This is a genomic window from Allobosea sp. GW823-FHT02B03 (assembly GCF_058797755.1).
On the sequence record NZ_JBXAJY010000005.1, the window covers coordinates 638282 to 651496 of the forward strand.

The following is a 13215-nucleotide window of genomic DNA, read 5'->3' on the forward strand; positions in this document are numbered from 1 at the left end:
GCGTGCTCGGCGAGGCGGCGCGGAGCGCCGGCTATCGCCTGATCGTGCGCGACGAGGTCGCCTCCACCATGGAGGAGGCCCGCCTCGCGCTCGGCCAGGGCGATCCAGGCAAGCTCTGGATCGTGGCACGCAGCCAGAACGCCGGCCGCGGCCGGCATGGCCGGCAATGGGGCTCGCCCCCCGGCAACCTCTACGCCAGCCTGCTTTTGGTCGCGCCTTGCGAGCCAGTGCTCGCGCCGCAGCTCGGCTTCGTCGCCGGGCTCGCGCTGCACGATGCCGCCGCGGCCGTGACCGGGCTGTCAGCGCCGCGGCTCGCTCTCAAATGGCCGAACGACTTGCTGATCGATCTCGCCAAATCGGCCGGCCTGCTGCTTGAGGGCGAGAGCCGGGCAGGGCAGTTCAGCGTCATCATCGGTCTCGGCGTCAACATCGCGTCTTCGCCGCAGGACACGCCCTATGCGGCGACGCATCTGGCGGAGCATGCGCAGGGCGCGAGCGTCGAGCGCTTGCTTGTTGCGCTGGCGGAGGCCTGGCATCGCCGCTTTTCCGCCTGGTCCCTTCCCGGCGGCTTTGGCCCGACGCGCGCCGCCTGGCTCGAGCGCGCCGCCTTCCTCGGCGAGACGGTAACCCTGCGCCTGCCGGAGGGGCCGGTCTCGGGGCGCTTCCATGGCCTGGATCCGGCGGGACGCCTCGAGTTGGACACCACGGCCGGGCGGCGCGTCATCGATGCGGGCGATCTTTTCTTCGGCGCACAGGCTTGAAACCGAGGGGGCCCACCGCGAGGATGGAATCTCCGAGTGCCTTGTCGTCGTCGAGGCCTTTCAATGCAGATCCTGCTGGCGCTGATCTTCGGTTGCCTCGCCGCGTCATCGTCCGGGGCTCGGGCGCAGGCGCTGGGCCAGGAAGCGCTGGCGGGATATTCGATCGCCTCTCATTATGAGGAGGTCCTGGAGTTTCCGAACGGCAATTTCGTCCGGCAGATCTGGCGGGACCGGCTCTATTTCTCGACGAAGGGACGGATCTTTCACAAGTTCGCCCTCGAAAGCGGCCATCCGGCATCCGACCGAGCCTTCGAGGCGATCAGCGGCGAAGGCGGGGGCGGCGGCTTTCGCTGGGTCGGCAATGGCGTGAGCCGGCCGTGGCGCAGCCCCCGGGGCGGAACCGGCACGCATTCCTTCCATATCTCGGCGCAGGCCGGCGGGTATAGCTGCCGGATGTCGCTGGAGCGCTTGGGCATGCGGTTGATGGCGCGGCCCGTCAGCCAGTCCTGCAGGGTGACGAAGGGCAACATCCTCGCTTCCGACTGAAACGGGCGCTCTCGCGGGATGATCTGCTCGTGCGTACGTCCGTGGATTGCGGCTGTCGGACCCAACCCGGCAGAAAAGCCGCGGCGCCCCCGAGGATGCAAGTCTGGAGGTAGGCCGACGCACGTGCTAGGCCTGCCCGCCATTTCCCGAGGCGCGCATCGTGCCTCCGCTTCCCAAGTCAGGATTGCCCGTGACCCGTTCCAGTGACCAGCTCGTCTTCGTCCCGCTCGGAGGTCTCGGCGAGATCGGCATGAATGCCGCTCTCTACGGCTTCGGGCCGGAGGGCAGGCGCAAATGGATCCTGGTCGATTGCGGGCTGTCCTTCGCCGGCCCGGAAGTGCCTGGCGTCGACATTGTCCTCCCCGATCTGACCTACATCGTCGAGGACAAGGAGAACCTGCTGGGCATCGTCATCACCCATGCCCATGAGGACCATATCGGCGCGCTCGCCGCGCTCTGGCCGGCGTTGCGCGCGCCGGTCTACTGCACCCGCTTCGCCGCCGGGCTGCTGGCGACCCGCCGGCTCTCGGAGCCCGGCGCGCCCAAGGTACCGATGCATGTCGTGGCGCAGGGCGGCCGCATCACGCTCGGCCCGTTCGACATCGAGTTCGTTCCGGTCGCGCACTCGATTCCCGAATCCAACGCCTTGGCGATCCGCACCCCGGTCGGCCTCGTCGTCCACACCGGCGACTGGAAGATCGACCCGACGCCGCAGGTCGGCCTGCCGACCGACGAGGCAAGGCTGCGCGAGCTCGGCGAGGAGGGCGTGCTGGCGCTGGTCTGCGACTCCACCAACGTCATGCGCGACGGCATCAGCCCGAGCGAGGCCGATGTCGCCGCCAAGCTCAAGGAACTTGTCCATTCGGCGCCGGCGCGCGTCGCCGTCACGACCTTCGCCTCCAACGTCGCGCGGCTGCGCGCCGTGGCGGAGGCGGCAATGGCCGATCAGCGCGAGGTCGTCGTCGTCGGCCGCGCCATGGACCGCGTCATCGATGTCGCCCGCGAATGCGGCTATCTCGAAGGCATTCCCGCCTTCCGCTCGGTCGACACCTATGGCTACCTGCCGCGCGACAAGGTCGTCGCCCTGTTGACCGGCAGCCAGGGCGAGCCACGCGCCGCGCTCTCCCGCATCGCCTCCGACGATCATCCCGAGATCACGCTCGCCAAGGGCGACCGCGTGATCTTCTCGTCGCGCACCATTCCGGGCAATGAGAAGGCGGTCGGTAACATCCTGAACGCGCTCGCCCGCGACGATATCGAGATCATCACCGACCGAACCCATCTCGTCCACGTTTCCGGCCATCCGCGGCGCGAGGAGATGGCGCGGCTCTATGGCTGGCTGAAGCCGAAGATCGCGATCCCTGCCCATGGCGAGGATCTGCACCTCTCGGAGCACGCCGCCTTCGCCCGCGGCGTCGGCGTCAAGCATGTGCTGCGCGCAGCCAATGGCGACGTGGTCGGCATCTCGGCCGAAGGCGCCCGCAAGCTGACGGAAGTTCGGCACGGGCGGCTCTATCAGGATGGGATGCTCCTCGTCGCTGCGCAGGAGCGCACGGTCGCCGAGCGCCGCAAACTCTCTTTCGCCGGCATCGTCTCGGTAGCGGTGGCGATGGACGAGAAGGGCGAACTCGCCGGCGATCCCGAGATCGCGCTGCTCGGACTGCCGGTCCTGGCGAAGGACGGTACGTCTTTCGACGACATCGTCGCCGACGCGGTCGAGGATCTGATCGCCGGCATGCCCAAGGCGAAGCGTCGCGACTCCGAGGCGGTGCGCAGCGCACTCGAACGCGGCATCCGCAGCGCCGTCAACGAGGAGTGGGGCAAGAAGCCGCTGGTCAACGCCCTCGTGATCGAGGTCTGACGAGTGGCGAGCTGCCGCTCGCCAGTGCTAGGAAGGGCGCGCCCGGCGGGCCCCGGCCCGCACCTTCCTTCGTCAATCCCGTAGCCGCGGAGCCTCGCATGATCGGACGCCTCAACCACGTCGCCATCGCCGTGAAGGATCTCGCGGCTTCGACGGCGCTCTATCGCGACACGCTCGGTGCCCGGGTCTCGCAGCCGCTGCCGCAGCCGGAGCACGGCGTCACTGTCGTGTTCGTCGAGCTGCCAAACACCAAGATCGAGTTGCTCGAGCCGATGGGCGAGGATTCGCCGATCGCCAAGTTCCTCGAGCGCAATGCCGATGGCGGCATCCACCACATCTGCTACGAGGTCGACGACATCCTGGCGGCGCGCGACCGGCTGAAGGCGCAGGGCGCGCGCGTCCTCGGCTCCGGCGAGCCGCGCATCGGCGCGCATGGCAAGCCGGTGCTCTTCCTCCACCCGAAGGATTTCTGCGGCACGCTCGTCGAGCTCGAGCAGGCCTGAGCCGTGAGCGATTCTCCGATCGAGTTCTTCGGCGAGCCGGAAGCGGGGTCGCCGCGTCCGTTCAGTCTGGCAACGCGGGCCGGCGGCCTCGTCTTCGTCTCCGGCCAGTCGGCGCCGCACGATCCCGCACGCGGCGTGATCCGCGGCGAGACGCCGGCGCAGCAGGTGCGCGAGGCTCTGGCCTACATCACGCGGATACTGGAAGAAGCCGGTAGCGGACTCGACCGGGTCGTCCAGGTTACCATGCTGATCACAGACCCGGCGGATTACGCTGCCTGCAACGCCGAGTACGTCAAGCATTTCCCGGGCGGCCTGCCGGCCAGGCATACGGCTCGCTTCGGGGTTCCGACGGAGGCGCTGGTCGCCTTCTCCTGCATCGCGCTGGCGCGTGCAGAGGCGCAAGGGAGCCGCACATGACCATCACGGGCGGGATTGCGGTCTATTTCGTGATCTGGTGGACGGTGCTCTTCGCGGTGCTGCCATTCGGCGTCCGCAGCCAGTCGGAAGGCGGTGCGGTCAGCGACGGCACCGACCCGGGTGCGCCGCAGGCGCCGCTGCTGGCGAAAAAGGCGCTGGCGACGACCGTGATCGCCGCGATCATCTTTGTCGGCGTCTGGTATCTCTGGTCGTTCGTCGACCTTTAGGACCGCTTACGATCGAATTGAACGAGCTGGATCGGCGCATGCCGGGATGGCCGCAAGACGGCCCAGCAGTCTTGCTCGAACTTGGCTGACCTGGTGATGACCGTGCTCAGGCTCAAGGTTCAGCATTGGCAAGCGGGAAGCGCCAAAAACAAAAGGCAAGGCCTGAGCCTTGCCTTTGAAGTTTGTTTTTTACCGCAGTATCGGCGCGCGGTTGCAGCAAGCGCGGCTCATATACTAGGCGGGCGTTTGTTCCTCCCGAGACCTGGTCCGCGGCGCCCGAACCTTGGTCAGGCGCGCCCAGCAATCGAGAGTTAGCCGATCACGATCGCGCTGTCATCCGTTTAGGCAGCTTTGGCTCGAATTATTTGCATAATTATTCCAGCTTGCTCTTGTGCAGTGCAACATTCTTCTCCGCGGCCCGTTCCTGCGCCTTGTTCCGGTCAAAGGATGTCGCTACCTGCCGTATCGTAGAGCCGTCGGGCGTCCCGGCGGCCAGGAGACGCTCCATGCTTCGCCCCATCATCGCCGCCCTGGCCTTTTCCGCCTCGATTGCCCTTGCCCAGGCGCAGGCTCCCGATCCGCAGAACACGCTCGTGCTCGAGACCAAGGACGGCAAGGTCACCATCCGCCTGCGCCCGGATCTCGCACCCAAGCATGTCGAGCAGATCAAGACGCTGACCAAGCGCGGCTTCTATGACGGCATCGTCTTCCACCGCGTCATCGACGGCTTCATGGCCCAGACCGGCGACCCGAAGGGCAATGGCACCGGCGGTTCCGACCTGCCGAACATCCCGGCCGAATTCACGCCGACGCCCTACAAGGTCGGTTCGGTCGGCATGGCCCGCTCGCAGAGCCCCGACTCCGCCAACTCCCAGTTCTTCATCTGCTTCGAGGGGTGCGGCTCGCTGACCGGCCAGTACACGCTCTTCGGCGAAGTCGTCTCCGGCATGGACGTCGTCCGCAAGATCAAGAAGGGCAGCTCGGCCAACAATGGCTCAGTGACCGCTCCGGACAAGATCGTCCGCATGCGCCTGCAGTCCGACGCCAAGTAAGCCGCCGATGCGCGCGCGCCTGCCCGTCCTGGCGCTTCTGCTGCTGGCCTTCGCCGGCAGCAGGCCCGGTCTGGCGCAGGACACGCGCGATCTCGGCCTCCCGCCGCCCTCCGGCTTCCAGAATCCGGTGCTGCCGCCACCATCCGGCTATCAGAACCCGGTGCTGCCACCGCAGAGCGGCCAGCGCTACATGCCCGGCATCGGTGGGCCGTTCGGCGAGGGCGACTACCGCCGGGCCGTGCCTCCGCAGCCGCCGGGCACCGGCAGCGGCGTCATCGGCACGGTTTCGCCGGAGACGGCCGCGCTCGGCGCCGAGACCCTCGACCGGCTCGACCAGATCGCTCCGGCGCTGCGGCGCTGCTGGCAGCCGCCGATGCTCGATGGGCCGACGGCCGCCGCCGCGGCGACCGTCCGCTTCAGCCTGCGCCGCGATGGCACGTTGTTCGGCCAGCCCCGCGTTACCTGGGAGATGCGGCGGGCTTCGCCCGGCCTGCGCGAGCGCTTCAGCAATTCGCTGATAGCCGCCGTGCGCGATTGCACGCCAATGAGGTTGTCGCCCGGGCTCGGAGGGAGTATCGCAGGCCGACCTATAACCATCCGCTTCTACGGCCGCGCGCCGTCCAACCAGAGAGCAGTCTGATGTCGCTCGACCCCGAGAACACCCTCGTCATGGAGACCACCAAGGGCCGCGTGGTCATCAAGCTGCGCCCCGACCTCGCGCCCGGCCATGTCGAGCGCCTGAAGCTGCTCGCGCGCGAGGGCTTCTACGATGGCATCGTCTTCCACCGCGTCATCGACGGCTTCATGGCCCAGGTCGGCTGCCCGCACGGCACCGGCACCGGCGGCTCGAGCTATCCGGACCTGAAGGCCGAGTTCAATGCCGAGCCGCATGTCCGCGGCGTCTGCTCGATGGCCCGCGCCCAGAACCCGAACTCGGCCAACAGCCAGTTCTTCATCGTCTTCGACGACGCCCGTTTCCTCGACAAGCAGTACACGGTCTGGGGCGAGGTCGTGGAAGGCATGGACAACGTCGACAAGATCAAGCGCGGCGAGCCGGTGCGCGATCCCGATTCGATCGTCTCGATGAAGGTGATGGCGGACGCCTGAGCCGCATAGGGCCGGAGCAGGCCGCATCGTGGACGTCGGTCTCTTCGACTTCGACCTGCCGGAGGAGCGGATCGCGCTGCGGCCCGCCAATCCGCGCGATTCGGCCCGCCTGCTCGTCGTTCGGTCGGGAGCCGATGGCGCCTTCGAGGATCGCGGCGTGCGCGACCTTGTCGACCTGCTGCGTCCCGGCGATGCGCTTGTCCTCAACGACACCCGCGTCATCCCCTCGCGCCTCTATGGCCGCCGTTATCGCGGTGATGCCTCGGCGCGGGTGGAGATCATGCTGCACAAGCGCGAGGCCAGCGACCGCTGGCTGGCCTTCGCTCGCCCGGCGAAGAAAGTCGCGATCGGCGAAACCATCCTCTTCGGCGACGACAGTGCCAGCAATATCTGCGAGCTCGGCCGGCTCCAGGCCGAGGTGACGGGCAAGGGCGAGGGCGGCGAAGTCGAGCTGCGCTTCGCCTTTTCAGGTGCGGCGCTCGACGAGGCGATCGTCAGGCTCGGCGAACTGCCGCTGCCGCCCTATATCGCCGGCAAGCGCCCGACCGATCTTGCCGATGCCCGCGACTACCAGACGACCTATGCCCGTGAAGAGGGCGCCGTTGCCGCGCCGACCGCCGGGCTTCACTTTACTCCTGAGCTGTTCGCGGCGCTGGAGAAGCGCGGCGTCTCGCGCCATTTCGTCACGCTCCATGTCGGCGCCGGCACCTTCCTGCCGGTCAAGGCCGACGATACCGACGAGCACCGCATGCATGCCGAGTGGGGCACGGTCAGCGCAGAGACGGCCGCGGCCCTGAACGCGGTGCACGCTGCGGGCGGGCGCATCGTCGCGGTCGGAACGACCTCGCTGCGCCTTCTCGAAAGCGCGACCGGCGAGGATGGCGTGATTCAGCCCTTCTCGGGGGACACCGCGATCTTCATCACGCCGGGCTATCGCTTCCGGGCGGTCGACCTCCTGCTCACCAACTTCCATCTGCCGCGCTCGACGCTGTTCATGCTCGTCTCCGCCTTCTGCGGACTCGAGGTGATGAAACGCGCCTATGCCCATGCGATCGCTGAGCAATACCGCTTCTATTCCTACGGTGATTCTTCGCTGCTGGAGCGCGCCGGCTGAAGGCTGCGCTCCGGGAACAGGGCAGCGAGCCGGCGATCAGCCGACGGTGACGCGCCCGCGCACCACCCGCAGCGAGAGCGAGCCGTTCTTCAGTGCCAGCGCCTTCTCCCCGAAGACCTCGCGCCGCCAGCCCTGCAGGGCCGGCACGTCCGCCTCATCGTCGAAGGCGATGGCTTCGAGATCGTCGCTGGAGGCGATGATCTTCGGAGCGACGCGCTCGGCGTCGGCGGTCGCCTTGAGCAGGACCTTGAGCAAGTCGAGCACGGCGCCATTTGCCGGCCGGCCGCGCTCGCGCTCGAGTCTCGGCAGCGTCTGCGGATCGAGCGCCTGCGCGCGTTCGATCGCGGCGAGAACCTCGGCGCCCGCCCGCGAGCGCTCGAAACCGTTCGGCACCGAGCGCAGTTCGCCGAGCGCCTCGGCCGAGCGCGGCGCGCGCTGGACGATGTCCATCAACGCGTCGTCCTTGAGCACCCGCTGGCGCGGAACGTCGCGATGCTGCGCCTCGCGCTCGCGCCAGGCGGCGAGTTCGATCAGCGCGGCGAGTTCCTTCGGCTTGCGGATGCGGCCCTTCAGCCGCAGCCAGGCGTTCTCCGGCTTGACCTCATAGGTGCCCGGCGAGTTCAGCACTGCCATCTCTTCCGCGACCCAGCTCTCGCGGCCGCTCTCGGCAAGGTCGGCCGCGAGCGCGAGATAGATGTCGCGCAGATGCGTCACGTCGGATTCAGCATAGGCGAGCTGCGCTTCGGTCAGCGGCCGGCGCGACCAGTCGGTGAAGCGCGAGGATTTGTCGATCCGCGCCTTGGCGAGGTCGTTGGCAAGCTGCTCGTAGCCGACGGAGTCGCCGTAGCCGCAGACCATCGCCGCGACCTGCGTGTCGAAGAGCGGGGCGGGGATGAGCCTGCCGATCATCCAGACGATTTCGAGGTCCTGTCTGGCCGCGTGGAAGACCTTGACCACATTGGGGTCGCTCATCAGCGCCAGGAAAGGCTCGAGGCTGAGATCGGGCGCCAGCGGGTCGACCAGCACGGCTTCGTCCGGCGAGGCGAGTTGGATCAGGCAGAGCTTCGGATAATATGTCGTCTCCCGCAGGAACTCGGTGTCGACCGTGACGAAAGGATGCTGCGCCAGGCGCGTGCACGCCTCGCTCAGTTCCGCGGTAGTGCTGATCAGGTTCATGGGCGGCTCTTAAGGCATGTTCCGCCAAAGTGGAAACCACTTTCACGCGGAAAGCACCGGCCGATCCCTGCTTTTTGGCAGTGCGGGCGGCCTGCGGGAAGGACTATCCGCGCGCTTCGACCATGCCGGTCATGACGGCTCCATGGCCCGCGCTTCTTGACAAGCTCGCCGCCTGCGTGTGCTTACGCCACAGACCGTCGCGCGGCCCCGTCGGGCCCGCCCGAATGCCCGGAAAGCCTGATCCCGTGACCATGCACCGCTATCGTTCCCATACCTGTGGCGCGCTCCGTGAGAGCGACATCGGCTCGACCGTGCGCCTCTCTGGCTGGTGCCACCGCATCCGCGACCATGGTGGCGTGCTCTTCATCGACCTGCGTGACCATTACGGCATGACCCAGGTCGTCATCGATCCGGATTCTCCGGCCTTCCGCGACGCCGAGGAGCTGCGTTCGGAATGGGTCGTGCGCATTGACGGCAAGGTCAAGGCGCGCTTCGCCGGCACCGAGAACGCCAATCTCGCCACCGGCGCCGTCGAGGTCTTCGCGACCGCGATCGAGGTGCTGGGCCCTTCGGCCGAGCTGCCGCTGCCGGTCTTCGGCGATCTCGAATACCCCGAGGACACGCGTCTCAAGTATCGCTTCCTCGATCTGCGTCGCGAGAAGCTGCACAACAACATCATCCTGCGCGGCAAGGTGATCGACTATCTGCGCACGCAGATGAAGCAGTCCGGCTTCTCCGAATTCCAGACGCCGATCCTGACGGCGTCCTCGCCCGAGGGCGCACGCGACTTCCTGGTGCCGAGCCGGCTGCATCCCGGCCACTTCTACGCCCTGCCGCAGGCGCCGCAGCAGTACAAGCAGCTCCTGATGATGGCGGGCTTCGACCGCTACTTCCAGATCGCGCCCTGCTTCCGCGACGAGGACCCGCGTGCCGACCGCTTGCCGGGCGAGTTCTACCAGCTCGACGTCGAGATGAGCTTCGTCGAGCAGGAAGACGTCTTCCGCACCATGGAGCCGGTTATCGCCGGCGTCTTCGAGGAGTTCGGCGGCGGCAAGTCGGTCACCAAGAACTGGCCGCGTATTCCCTATGCCGAGGCGATCGCCAAATACGGCTCCGATAAGCCGGACCTGCGTAACCCGCTGGTCATGCAGGACGTCTCCGAGCATTTCCGCGGCTCGGGCTTCAAGGTCTTCGCCCGCATCCTCGAGGACGAGAAGAACCGCGTCTGGGCGATTCCCGCGCCCGGCGGCGGCAGCCGCGCCTTCTGCGACCGCATGAATTCCTGGGCACAGGGCGAAGGCCAGCCCGGCCTCGGCTATCTGATGGTCAAGGAGGACGGCGAAGGGCAGGGGCCGATCGCCAACAATATCGGCCCTGAGCGCGTCGCCGCGATCATCGCCCAGATGGGGCTGAAGGGCGGCGATGCCTGCTTCTTCACCGCCGGCAACCCGGACAAGTTCTACAAGTTCGCCGGTTCGGCCCGCAACAAGGTCGGCTCGGAACTCGGTCTCATCGACGAGAACGCCTTCGCTTTCGCCTGGATCGTCGATTTCCCGATGTACGAGTACAACGAGGACGACAAGAAGGTCGATTTCTCGCACAACCCCTTCTCGATGCCGCAGGGCGGCCTGAAGGCGTTGAAGGAGGAGGATCCGCTCGCCATCAAGGCCTTCCAGTACGACATCGCCTGCAACGGTTACGAGCTCGCCTCCGGCGGCATCCGCAACCACAAGCCGGAAGCGATGGTGAAGGCCTTCGAGATCGCCGGCTATGGCGAGGAGACGGTGGTCGAGCGCTTCGGTGGCATGTATCGCGCCTTCCAGTACGGCGCGCCGCCGCATGGCGGCATGGCGGCCGGCATCGACCGGATCATCATGCTGCTCGCCGGCGCGACCAATCTGCGCGAGGTCGCCCTGTTCCCGATGAACCAGCAGGCCGTCGACCTGTTGATGGGGGCGCCCTCCAACGTGACGCCGAAGCAGCTCCGCGAGCTGCATCTGCGCCTCAACCTGCCCGAGAAGAACGGCTGACCTCCATGCCTGGCCTCCCTGCCGTGCGCCTTCTGGCGCCGGCTCTCGCGCTGCTGCCCGTCCTCTCGGCCTGCGTCTCGACGCCGTCTAATCCCAGCGCCGCGCGCGCCACGGTGCTCGCCGGCATCGTCTCGCGTGCCAGCGCCTGCAATGCCGGCTATGCGCGCCGCGACACGCTCGACCGCTTCCTGCAGGCGGAGCGGGCGCGCGGCGCGACGCCGGAGCAGATCGCCGGCGCCCGCTCGACCTATGTCACCATCTCGGAAGCGCAGACCATCAACCAGGGCATCCGGCCTGAGCCCTGCACGGTCGAGGAGCGGGCCACGTTGCGGGGGCAGATGAACACCGTCCGCGCCAACCGCTTCGAGACGCTCTGACGCCGATGCCCGCGCTGAAGCCGAGCCTCGCGGCGCTCGCCGCCTGCAGCCTCGCCGGCTGCGTCGGGGTCGGCGCCGGTCCTGTCCCCGGCACGCCGGAATTCACCGCCTCGCGCGTCTCACGCGCCTATGACTGCGGTGTTGGCGTCGATCGTGGCCGGATCATCGCCGGTTTGCCGCGGGAAGACCGCGCCCGCTTCATCGCGGCCAATGCGAGCTATGCGGTGAAGTCCTACAAGGCGCCGCGCCGTTGCGAGGCGAGCGAGCGTGCTGAACTGCAGCGCGAGCCGCGAGTCGGCGGGCGGCGCTGATTTCCGCTTGCCCGCGCGCGACTTCCCGCGCACATGCGCTTGCATGACTTCCTCGCCTTCCGACATCACTGCGATCGTCGTCGCCTATGACAGTGCCGAGGTCCTGCCGGCCTGCCTCGCGGCGCTGGCCGGGGAGGGCGTCCGGGCGCTGGTCGTCGACAATGCCAGCACTGACGGTTCGGCCGCCATCGCCGAGCGCTGCGGTGCGATAGTGCTGCGCAACGCACGCAACGAGGGCTATGGCCGCGCCAATAATCGTGGTGCCGGAGCGGCGGACACGCCCTTCGTCCTGATCGTCAATCCCGATCTCGAGATCGGCAAGGGCGCGGTCGCCGCCCTGCTCGCCGCCGCCGACGCCTATCCGGACGCAGCAGCCTTCGCGCCCCGGCTGGTCGAGCCGTCAGGCCGGGTTTTCCTGCAGCCGCGCTCGCTGCTCTCGCCCGATCATCTCAACCGGGCCCGCGAGATCGTGCTGCCGCAAGGCGATGCCTGCCTGCCCTTCCTGTCGGGCGCCTGCCTGCTGCTGCGGCGCGAGGTCTTCCTGGCGCTTGGCGGCTTCGATCCCGAGATCTTCCTGTTCTACGAGGATGACGATCTCTGCCGCCGCCTGCGCGATGCCAGCCAGGCTTTGATTCATGTCGACGGCGCCGAGGCCCGGCATGGTCGCGGCCGCTCCAGCAAGCCGTCGCCGCAGCGCCGCTTTACCGCGCGCTGGCACCTCGCCTGGTCGGAGGGCTACATCGCACGCAAATACGGGCGACCGGAGCCCGGCCTCGGTAAAATCCTGAAGAATGCTCTGAAGGCGGTCGGATATGGCATTCTTCTCAAGCGCGAAAAGATGATGGCCCATGCCGGCTCCGCCTCCGGCGCGTTCGCCTGGCGGCAAGGAGCGAGCGCGCGCGCCCGGGAAGGCCTCGCCTTGGCTATAGGGGAGGCCGATCGGCCCTGAGAGACCCTTCGGCTTGAGAGCAGGGTGATGATGCCCGACTGCACCGCCTGCAACACGGTCATCGGCAGTATCCGCTATGGTCGGTACCGCGGTCGTATAAAACCGGCAGGCAGCCTGCAGATCCGCGCCTGCAACGTCCGCTCGGCACCTGCCATGATTGCGCCGGCCCGGAATTCCAGGGCTTTCGGGCAGCGGGGAACGGTCCCAATCCGCCAGCCCCTGAAACACGAAAAAGGGCGCCGTTCGGCGCCCTTTCCCTTTGCGTCGCTGTGTCTTGGGGCTCAGGCGAAGCGGAAGTCGTCCTGGGCGAGGCTGGAGAGCTGGATGCCCTTCAGGGTGAGGGTGGTGTCGGCGTCGACGGTGAAGACCGTGTCGGCGCCGAGCTGCGCTGCGCTCTCCATGGCCGCCTCGAAATCGGCGAAGAGCCCGACCGAGAACTCCAGCACGTCGGAGGACGAGCCTGAGGTCTTGAAGTCGGTGATCACGTCCTTGCCGAAGCCGGCCGCGAAGACGAAGACGTCATGGCCGGAGCCGCCGGTCAGGATGTCGTTCCCGGCGCCGCCCTCGATCCGGTCGTCGCCCGAGCCGCCGTCGATGACGTCGTTGCCGGCGCCGCCAAAGACGAGGTCGTCGCCCGAGCCGGCATCGATCACGTCGTCGCCTTCGCCGCCCTCGACAAGGTCGTTGCCGGAGCCGGCCTTGATCGTGTCGTTGCCGGTCCCGCCGAAGACGTCGTCGTCGCCGGAGCCGCCATCGAGCAGATCGTCACCTTCGCCGCCCCAGA

The 13215-nt window shown here is 67.7% G+C and carries 16 protein-coding genes; 14 read left to right on the forward strand and 2 right to left on the reverse strand.

Annotated features, from left to right (window positions below):
* Positions 1-2 precede the first annotated feature (2 nt).
* From AC1REK_RS20095 to queA, 10 genes are all read left to right on the forward strand, one after another.
* The gene (locus AC1REK_RS20095) at positions 3-761 is read left to right on the forward strand and encodes a biotin--[acetyl-CoA-carboxylase] ligase (RefSeq protein ID WP_492268701.1); all 759 of its coding nucleotides are present in this window, start codon (positions 3-5) and stop codon (positions 759-761) included.
* Positions 762-824: 63 nt separating this feature from the next.
* Positions 825-1307 (forward strand): hypothetical protein, encoded by a 483-nt coding sequence (locus AC1REK_RS20100; RefSeq protein ID WP_492268700.1) that lies wholly within the window; start codon positions 825-827, stop codon positions 1305-1307.
* Positions 1308-1497: 190 nt separating this feature from the next.
* Positions 1498-3168 carry a ribonuclease J gene (locus AC1REK_RS20105; protein ID WP_492268699.1) on the forward strand — a complete coding sequence of 557 codons (1671 nt, stop codon included), beginning with the start codon at positions 1498-1500 and terminating at the stop codon, positions 3166-3168.
* A gap of 98 nt (positions 3169-3266) precedes the next feature.
* Entirely contained in the window at positions 3267-3671 is a 405-nt protein-coding gene (gene mce, locus AC1REK_RS20110) for a methylmalonyl-CoA epimerase (protein WP_066475443.1), read from the forward strand.
* A 3-nt stretch (positions 3672-3674) separates the two neighbouring features.
* Positions 3675-4088: a RidA family protein gene (locus AC1REK_RS20115; protein ID WP_492268698.1), complete on the forward strand. Its 414-nt coding sequence runs from the start codon at positions 3675-3677 to the stop codon at positions 4086-4088.
* Entirely contained in the window at positions 4085-4315 is a 231-nt protein-coding gene (locus AC1REK_RS20120) for a DUF1467 family protein (protein ID WP_316020606.1), read from the forward strand. Before AC1REK_RS20115 ends, AC1REK_RS20120 begins: the two co-directional genes overlap by 4 nt.
* A 506-nt stretch (positions 4316-4821) precedes the next feature.
* Positions 4822-5367 (forward strand): peptidylprolyl isomerase, encoded by a 546-nt coding sequence (locus AC1REK_RS20125; RefSeq protein WP_316020607.1) that lies wholly within the window; start codon positions 4822-4824, stop codon positions 5365-5367.
* Positions 5368-5374: 7 nt separating this feature from the next.
* Positions 5375-6007 (forward strand): UCP034077 family protein, encoded by a 633-nt coding sequence (locus tag AC1REK_RS20130; RefSeq protein WP_492268697.1) that lies wholly within the window; start codon positions 5375-5377, stop codon positions 6005-6007.
* On the forward strand, positions 6007-6474 hold the full coding sequence (locus tag AC1REK_RS20135) for a peptidylprolyl isomerase (RefSeq protein WP_316020609.1): 468 nt from the start codon (positions 6007-6009) through the stop codon (positions 6472-6474). Before AC1REK_RS20130 ends, AC1REK_RS20135 begins: the two co-directional genes overlap by 1 nt.
* Before the next feature lie 28 nt (positions 6475-6502).
* The gene (queA, locus tag AC1REK_RS20140) at positions 6503-7588 is read left to right on the forward strand and encodes a tRNA preQ1(34) S-adenosylmethionine ribosyltransferase-isomerase QueA (RefSeq protein ID WP_492268696.1); all 1086 of its coding nucleotides are present in this window, start codon (positions 6503-6505) and stop codon (positions 7586-7588) included.
* 36 nt (positions 7589-7624) lie between these two features.
* On the opposite strand, the gene rnd is transcribed toward queA, so the two are convergent.
* On the reverse strand, positions 7625-8764 hold the full coding sequence (rnd, locus tag AC1REK_RS20145; RefSeq protein WP_492268695.1) for a ribonuclease D: 1140 nt from the start codon (positions 8762-8764) through the stop codon (positions 7625-7627).
* A 251-nt stretch (positions 8765-9015) separates the two neighbouring features.
* On the opposite strand from rnd, the gene aspS reads away from it, so the two are divergent.
* The 4 genes from aspS to AC1REK_RS20165 are packed head-to-tail and all read left to right on the forward strand — an operon-like array spanning position 9016 to position 12431.
* Positions 9016-10794 carry an aspartate--tRNA ligase gene (gene aspS, locus AC1REK_RS20150; protein ID WP_327523826.1) on the forward strand — a complete coding sequence of 593 codons (1779 nt, stop codon included), beginning with the start codon at positions 9016-9018 and terminating at the stop codon, positions 10792-10794.
* Positions 10795-10799: 5 nt separating this feature from the next.
* The gene (locus AC1REK_RS20155) at positions 10800-11171 is read left to right on the forward strand and encodes a hypothetical protein (RefSeq protein WP_492268694.1); all 372 of its coding nucleotides are present in this window, start codon (positions 10800-10802) and stop codon (positions 11169-11171) included.
* Positions 11172-11176: 5 nt separating this feature from the next.
* Entirely contained in the window at positions 11177-11482 is a 306-nt protein-coding gene (locus tag AC1REK_RS20160) for a hypothetical protein (protein ID WP_492268693.1), read from the forward strand.
* A gap of 43 nt (positions 11483-11525) precedes the next feature.
* A complete protein-coding gene (locus AC1REK_RS20165; protein ID WP_492268692.1) occupies positions 11526-12431 on the forward strand; it encodes a glycosyltransferase family 2 protein in 906 nt (301 codons plus the stop codon).
* 281 nt (positions 12432-12712) lie between these two features.
* On the opposite strand, the gene AC1REK_RS20170 is transcribed toward AC1REK_RS20165, so the two are convergent.
* The coding region (locus tag AC1REK_RS20170) for a calcium-binding protein (protein ID WP_492273817.1) at positions 12713-13215 on the reverse strand (503 nt) is incomplete at its 5' end.

Excerpts from the sequence above, each read along its gene's own strand:
- aspS (WP_327523826.1), top strand. The coding sequence starts at position 9,016 with ATGCACCGCTATCGTTCCCATACCTGTGGCGCGCTCCGTGAGAGCGAC.
- rnd (WP_492268695.1), bottom strand. The coding sequence starts at position 8,764 with ATGAACCTGATCAGCACTACCGCGGAACTGAGCGAGGCGTGCACGCGC.
- AC1REK_RS20160 (WP_492268693.1), top strand. The coding sequence starts at position 11,177 with ATGCCCGCGCTGAAGCCGAGCCTCGCGGCGCTCGCCGCCTGCAGCCTC.
- AC1REK_RS20120 (WP_316020606.1), top strand. The coding sequence starts at position 4,085 with ATGACCATCACGGGCGGGATTGCGGTCTATTTCGTGATCTGGTGGACG.
- AC1REK_RS20100 (WP_492268700.1), top strand. The coding sequence starts at position 825 with ATGCAGATCCTGCTGGCGCTGATCTTCGGTTGCCTCGCCGCGTCATCG.
- AC1REK_RS20165 (WP_492268692.1), top strand. The coding sequence starts at position 11,526 with ATGACTTCCTCGCCTTCCGACATCACTGCGATCGTCGTCGCCTATGAC.
- AC1REK_RS20130 (WP_492268697.1), top strand. The coding sequence starts at position 5,375 with ATGCGCGCGCGCCTGCCCGTCCTGGCGCTTCTGCTGCTGGCCTTCGCC.
- mce (WP_066475443.1), top strand. The coding sequence starts at position 3,267 with ATGATCGGACGCCTCAACCACGTCGCCATCGCCGTGAAGGATCTCGCG.
- AC1REK_RS20135 (WP_316020609.1), top strand. The coding sequence starts at position 6,007 with ATGTCGCTCGACCCCGAGAACACCCTCGTCATGGAGACCACCAAGGGC.
- AC1REK_RS20125 (WP_316020607.1), top strand. The coding sequence starts at position 4,822 with ATGCTTCGCCCCATCATCGCCGCCCTGGCCTTTTCCGCCTCGATTGCC.
- AC1REK_RS20155 (WP_492268694.1), top strand. The coding sequence starts at position 10,800 with ATGCCTGGCCTCCCTGCCGTGCGCCTTCTGGCGCCGGCTCTCGCGCTG.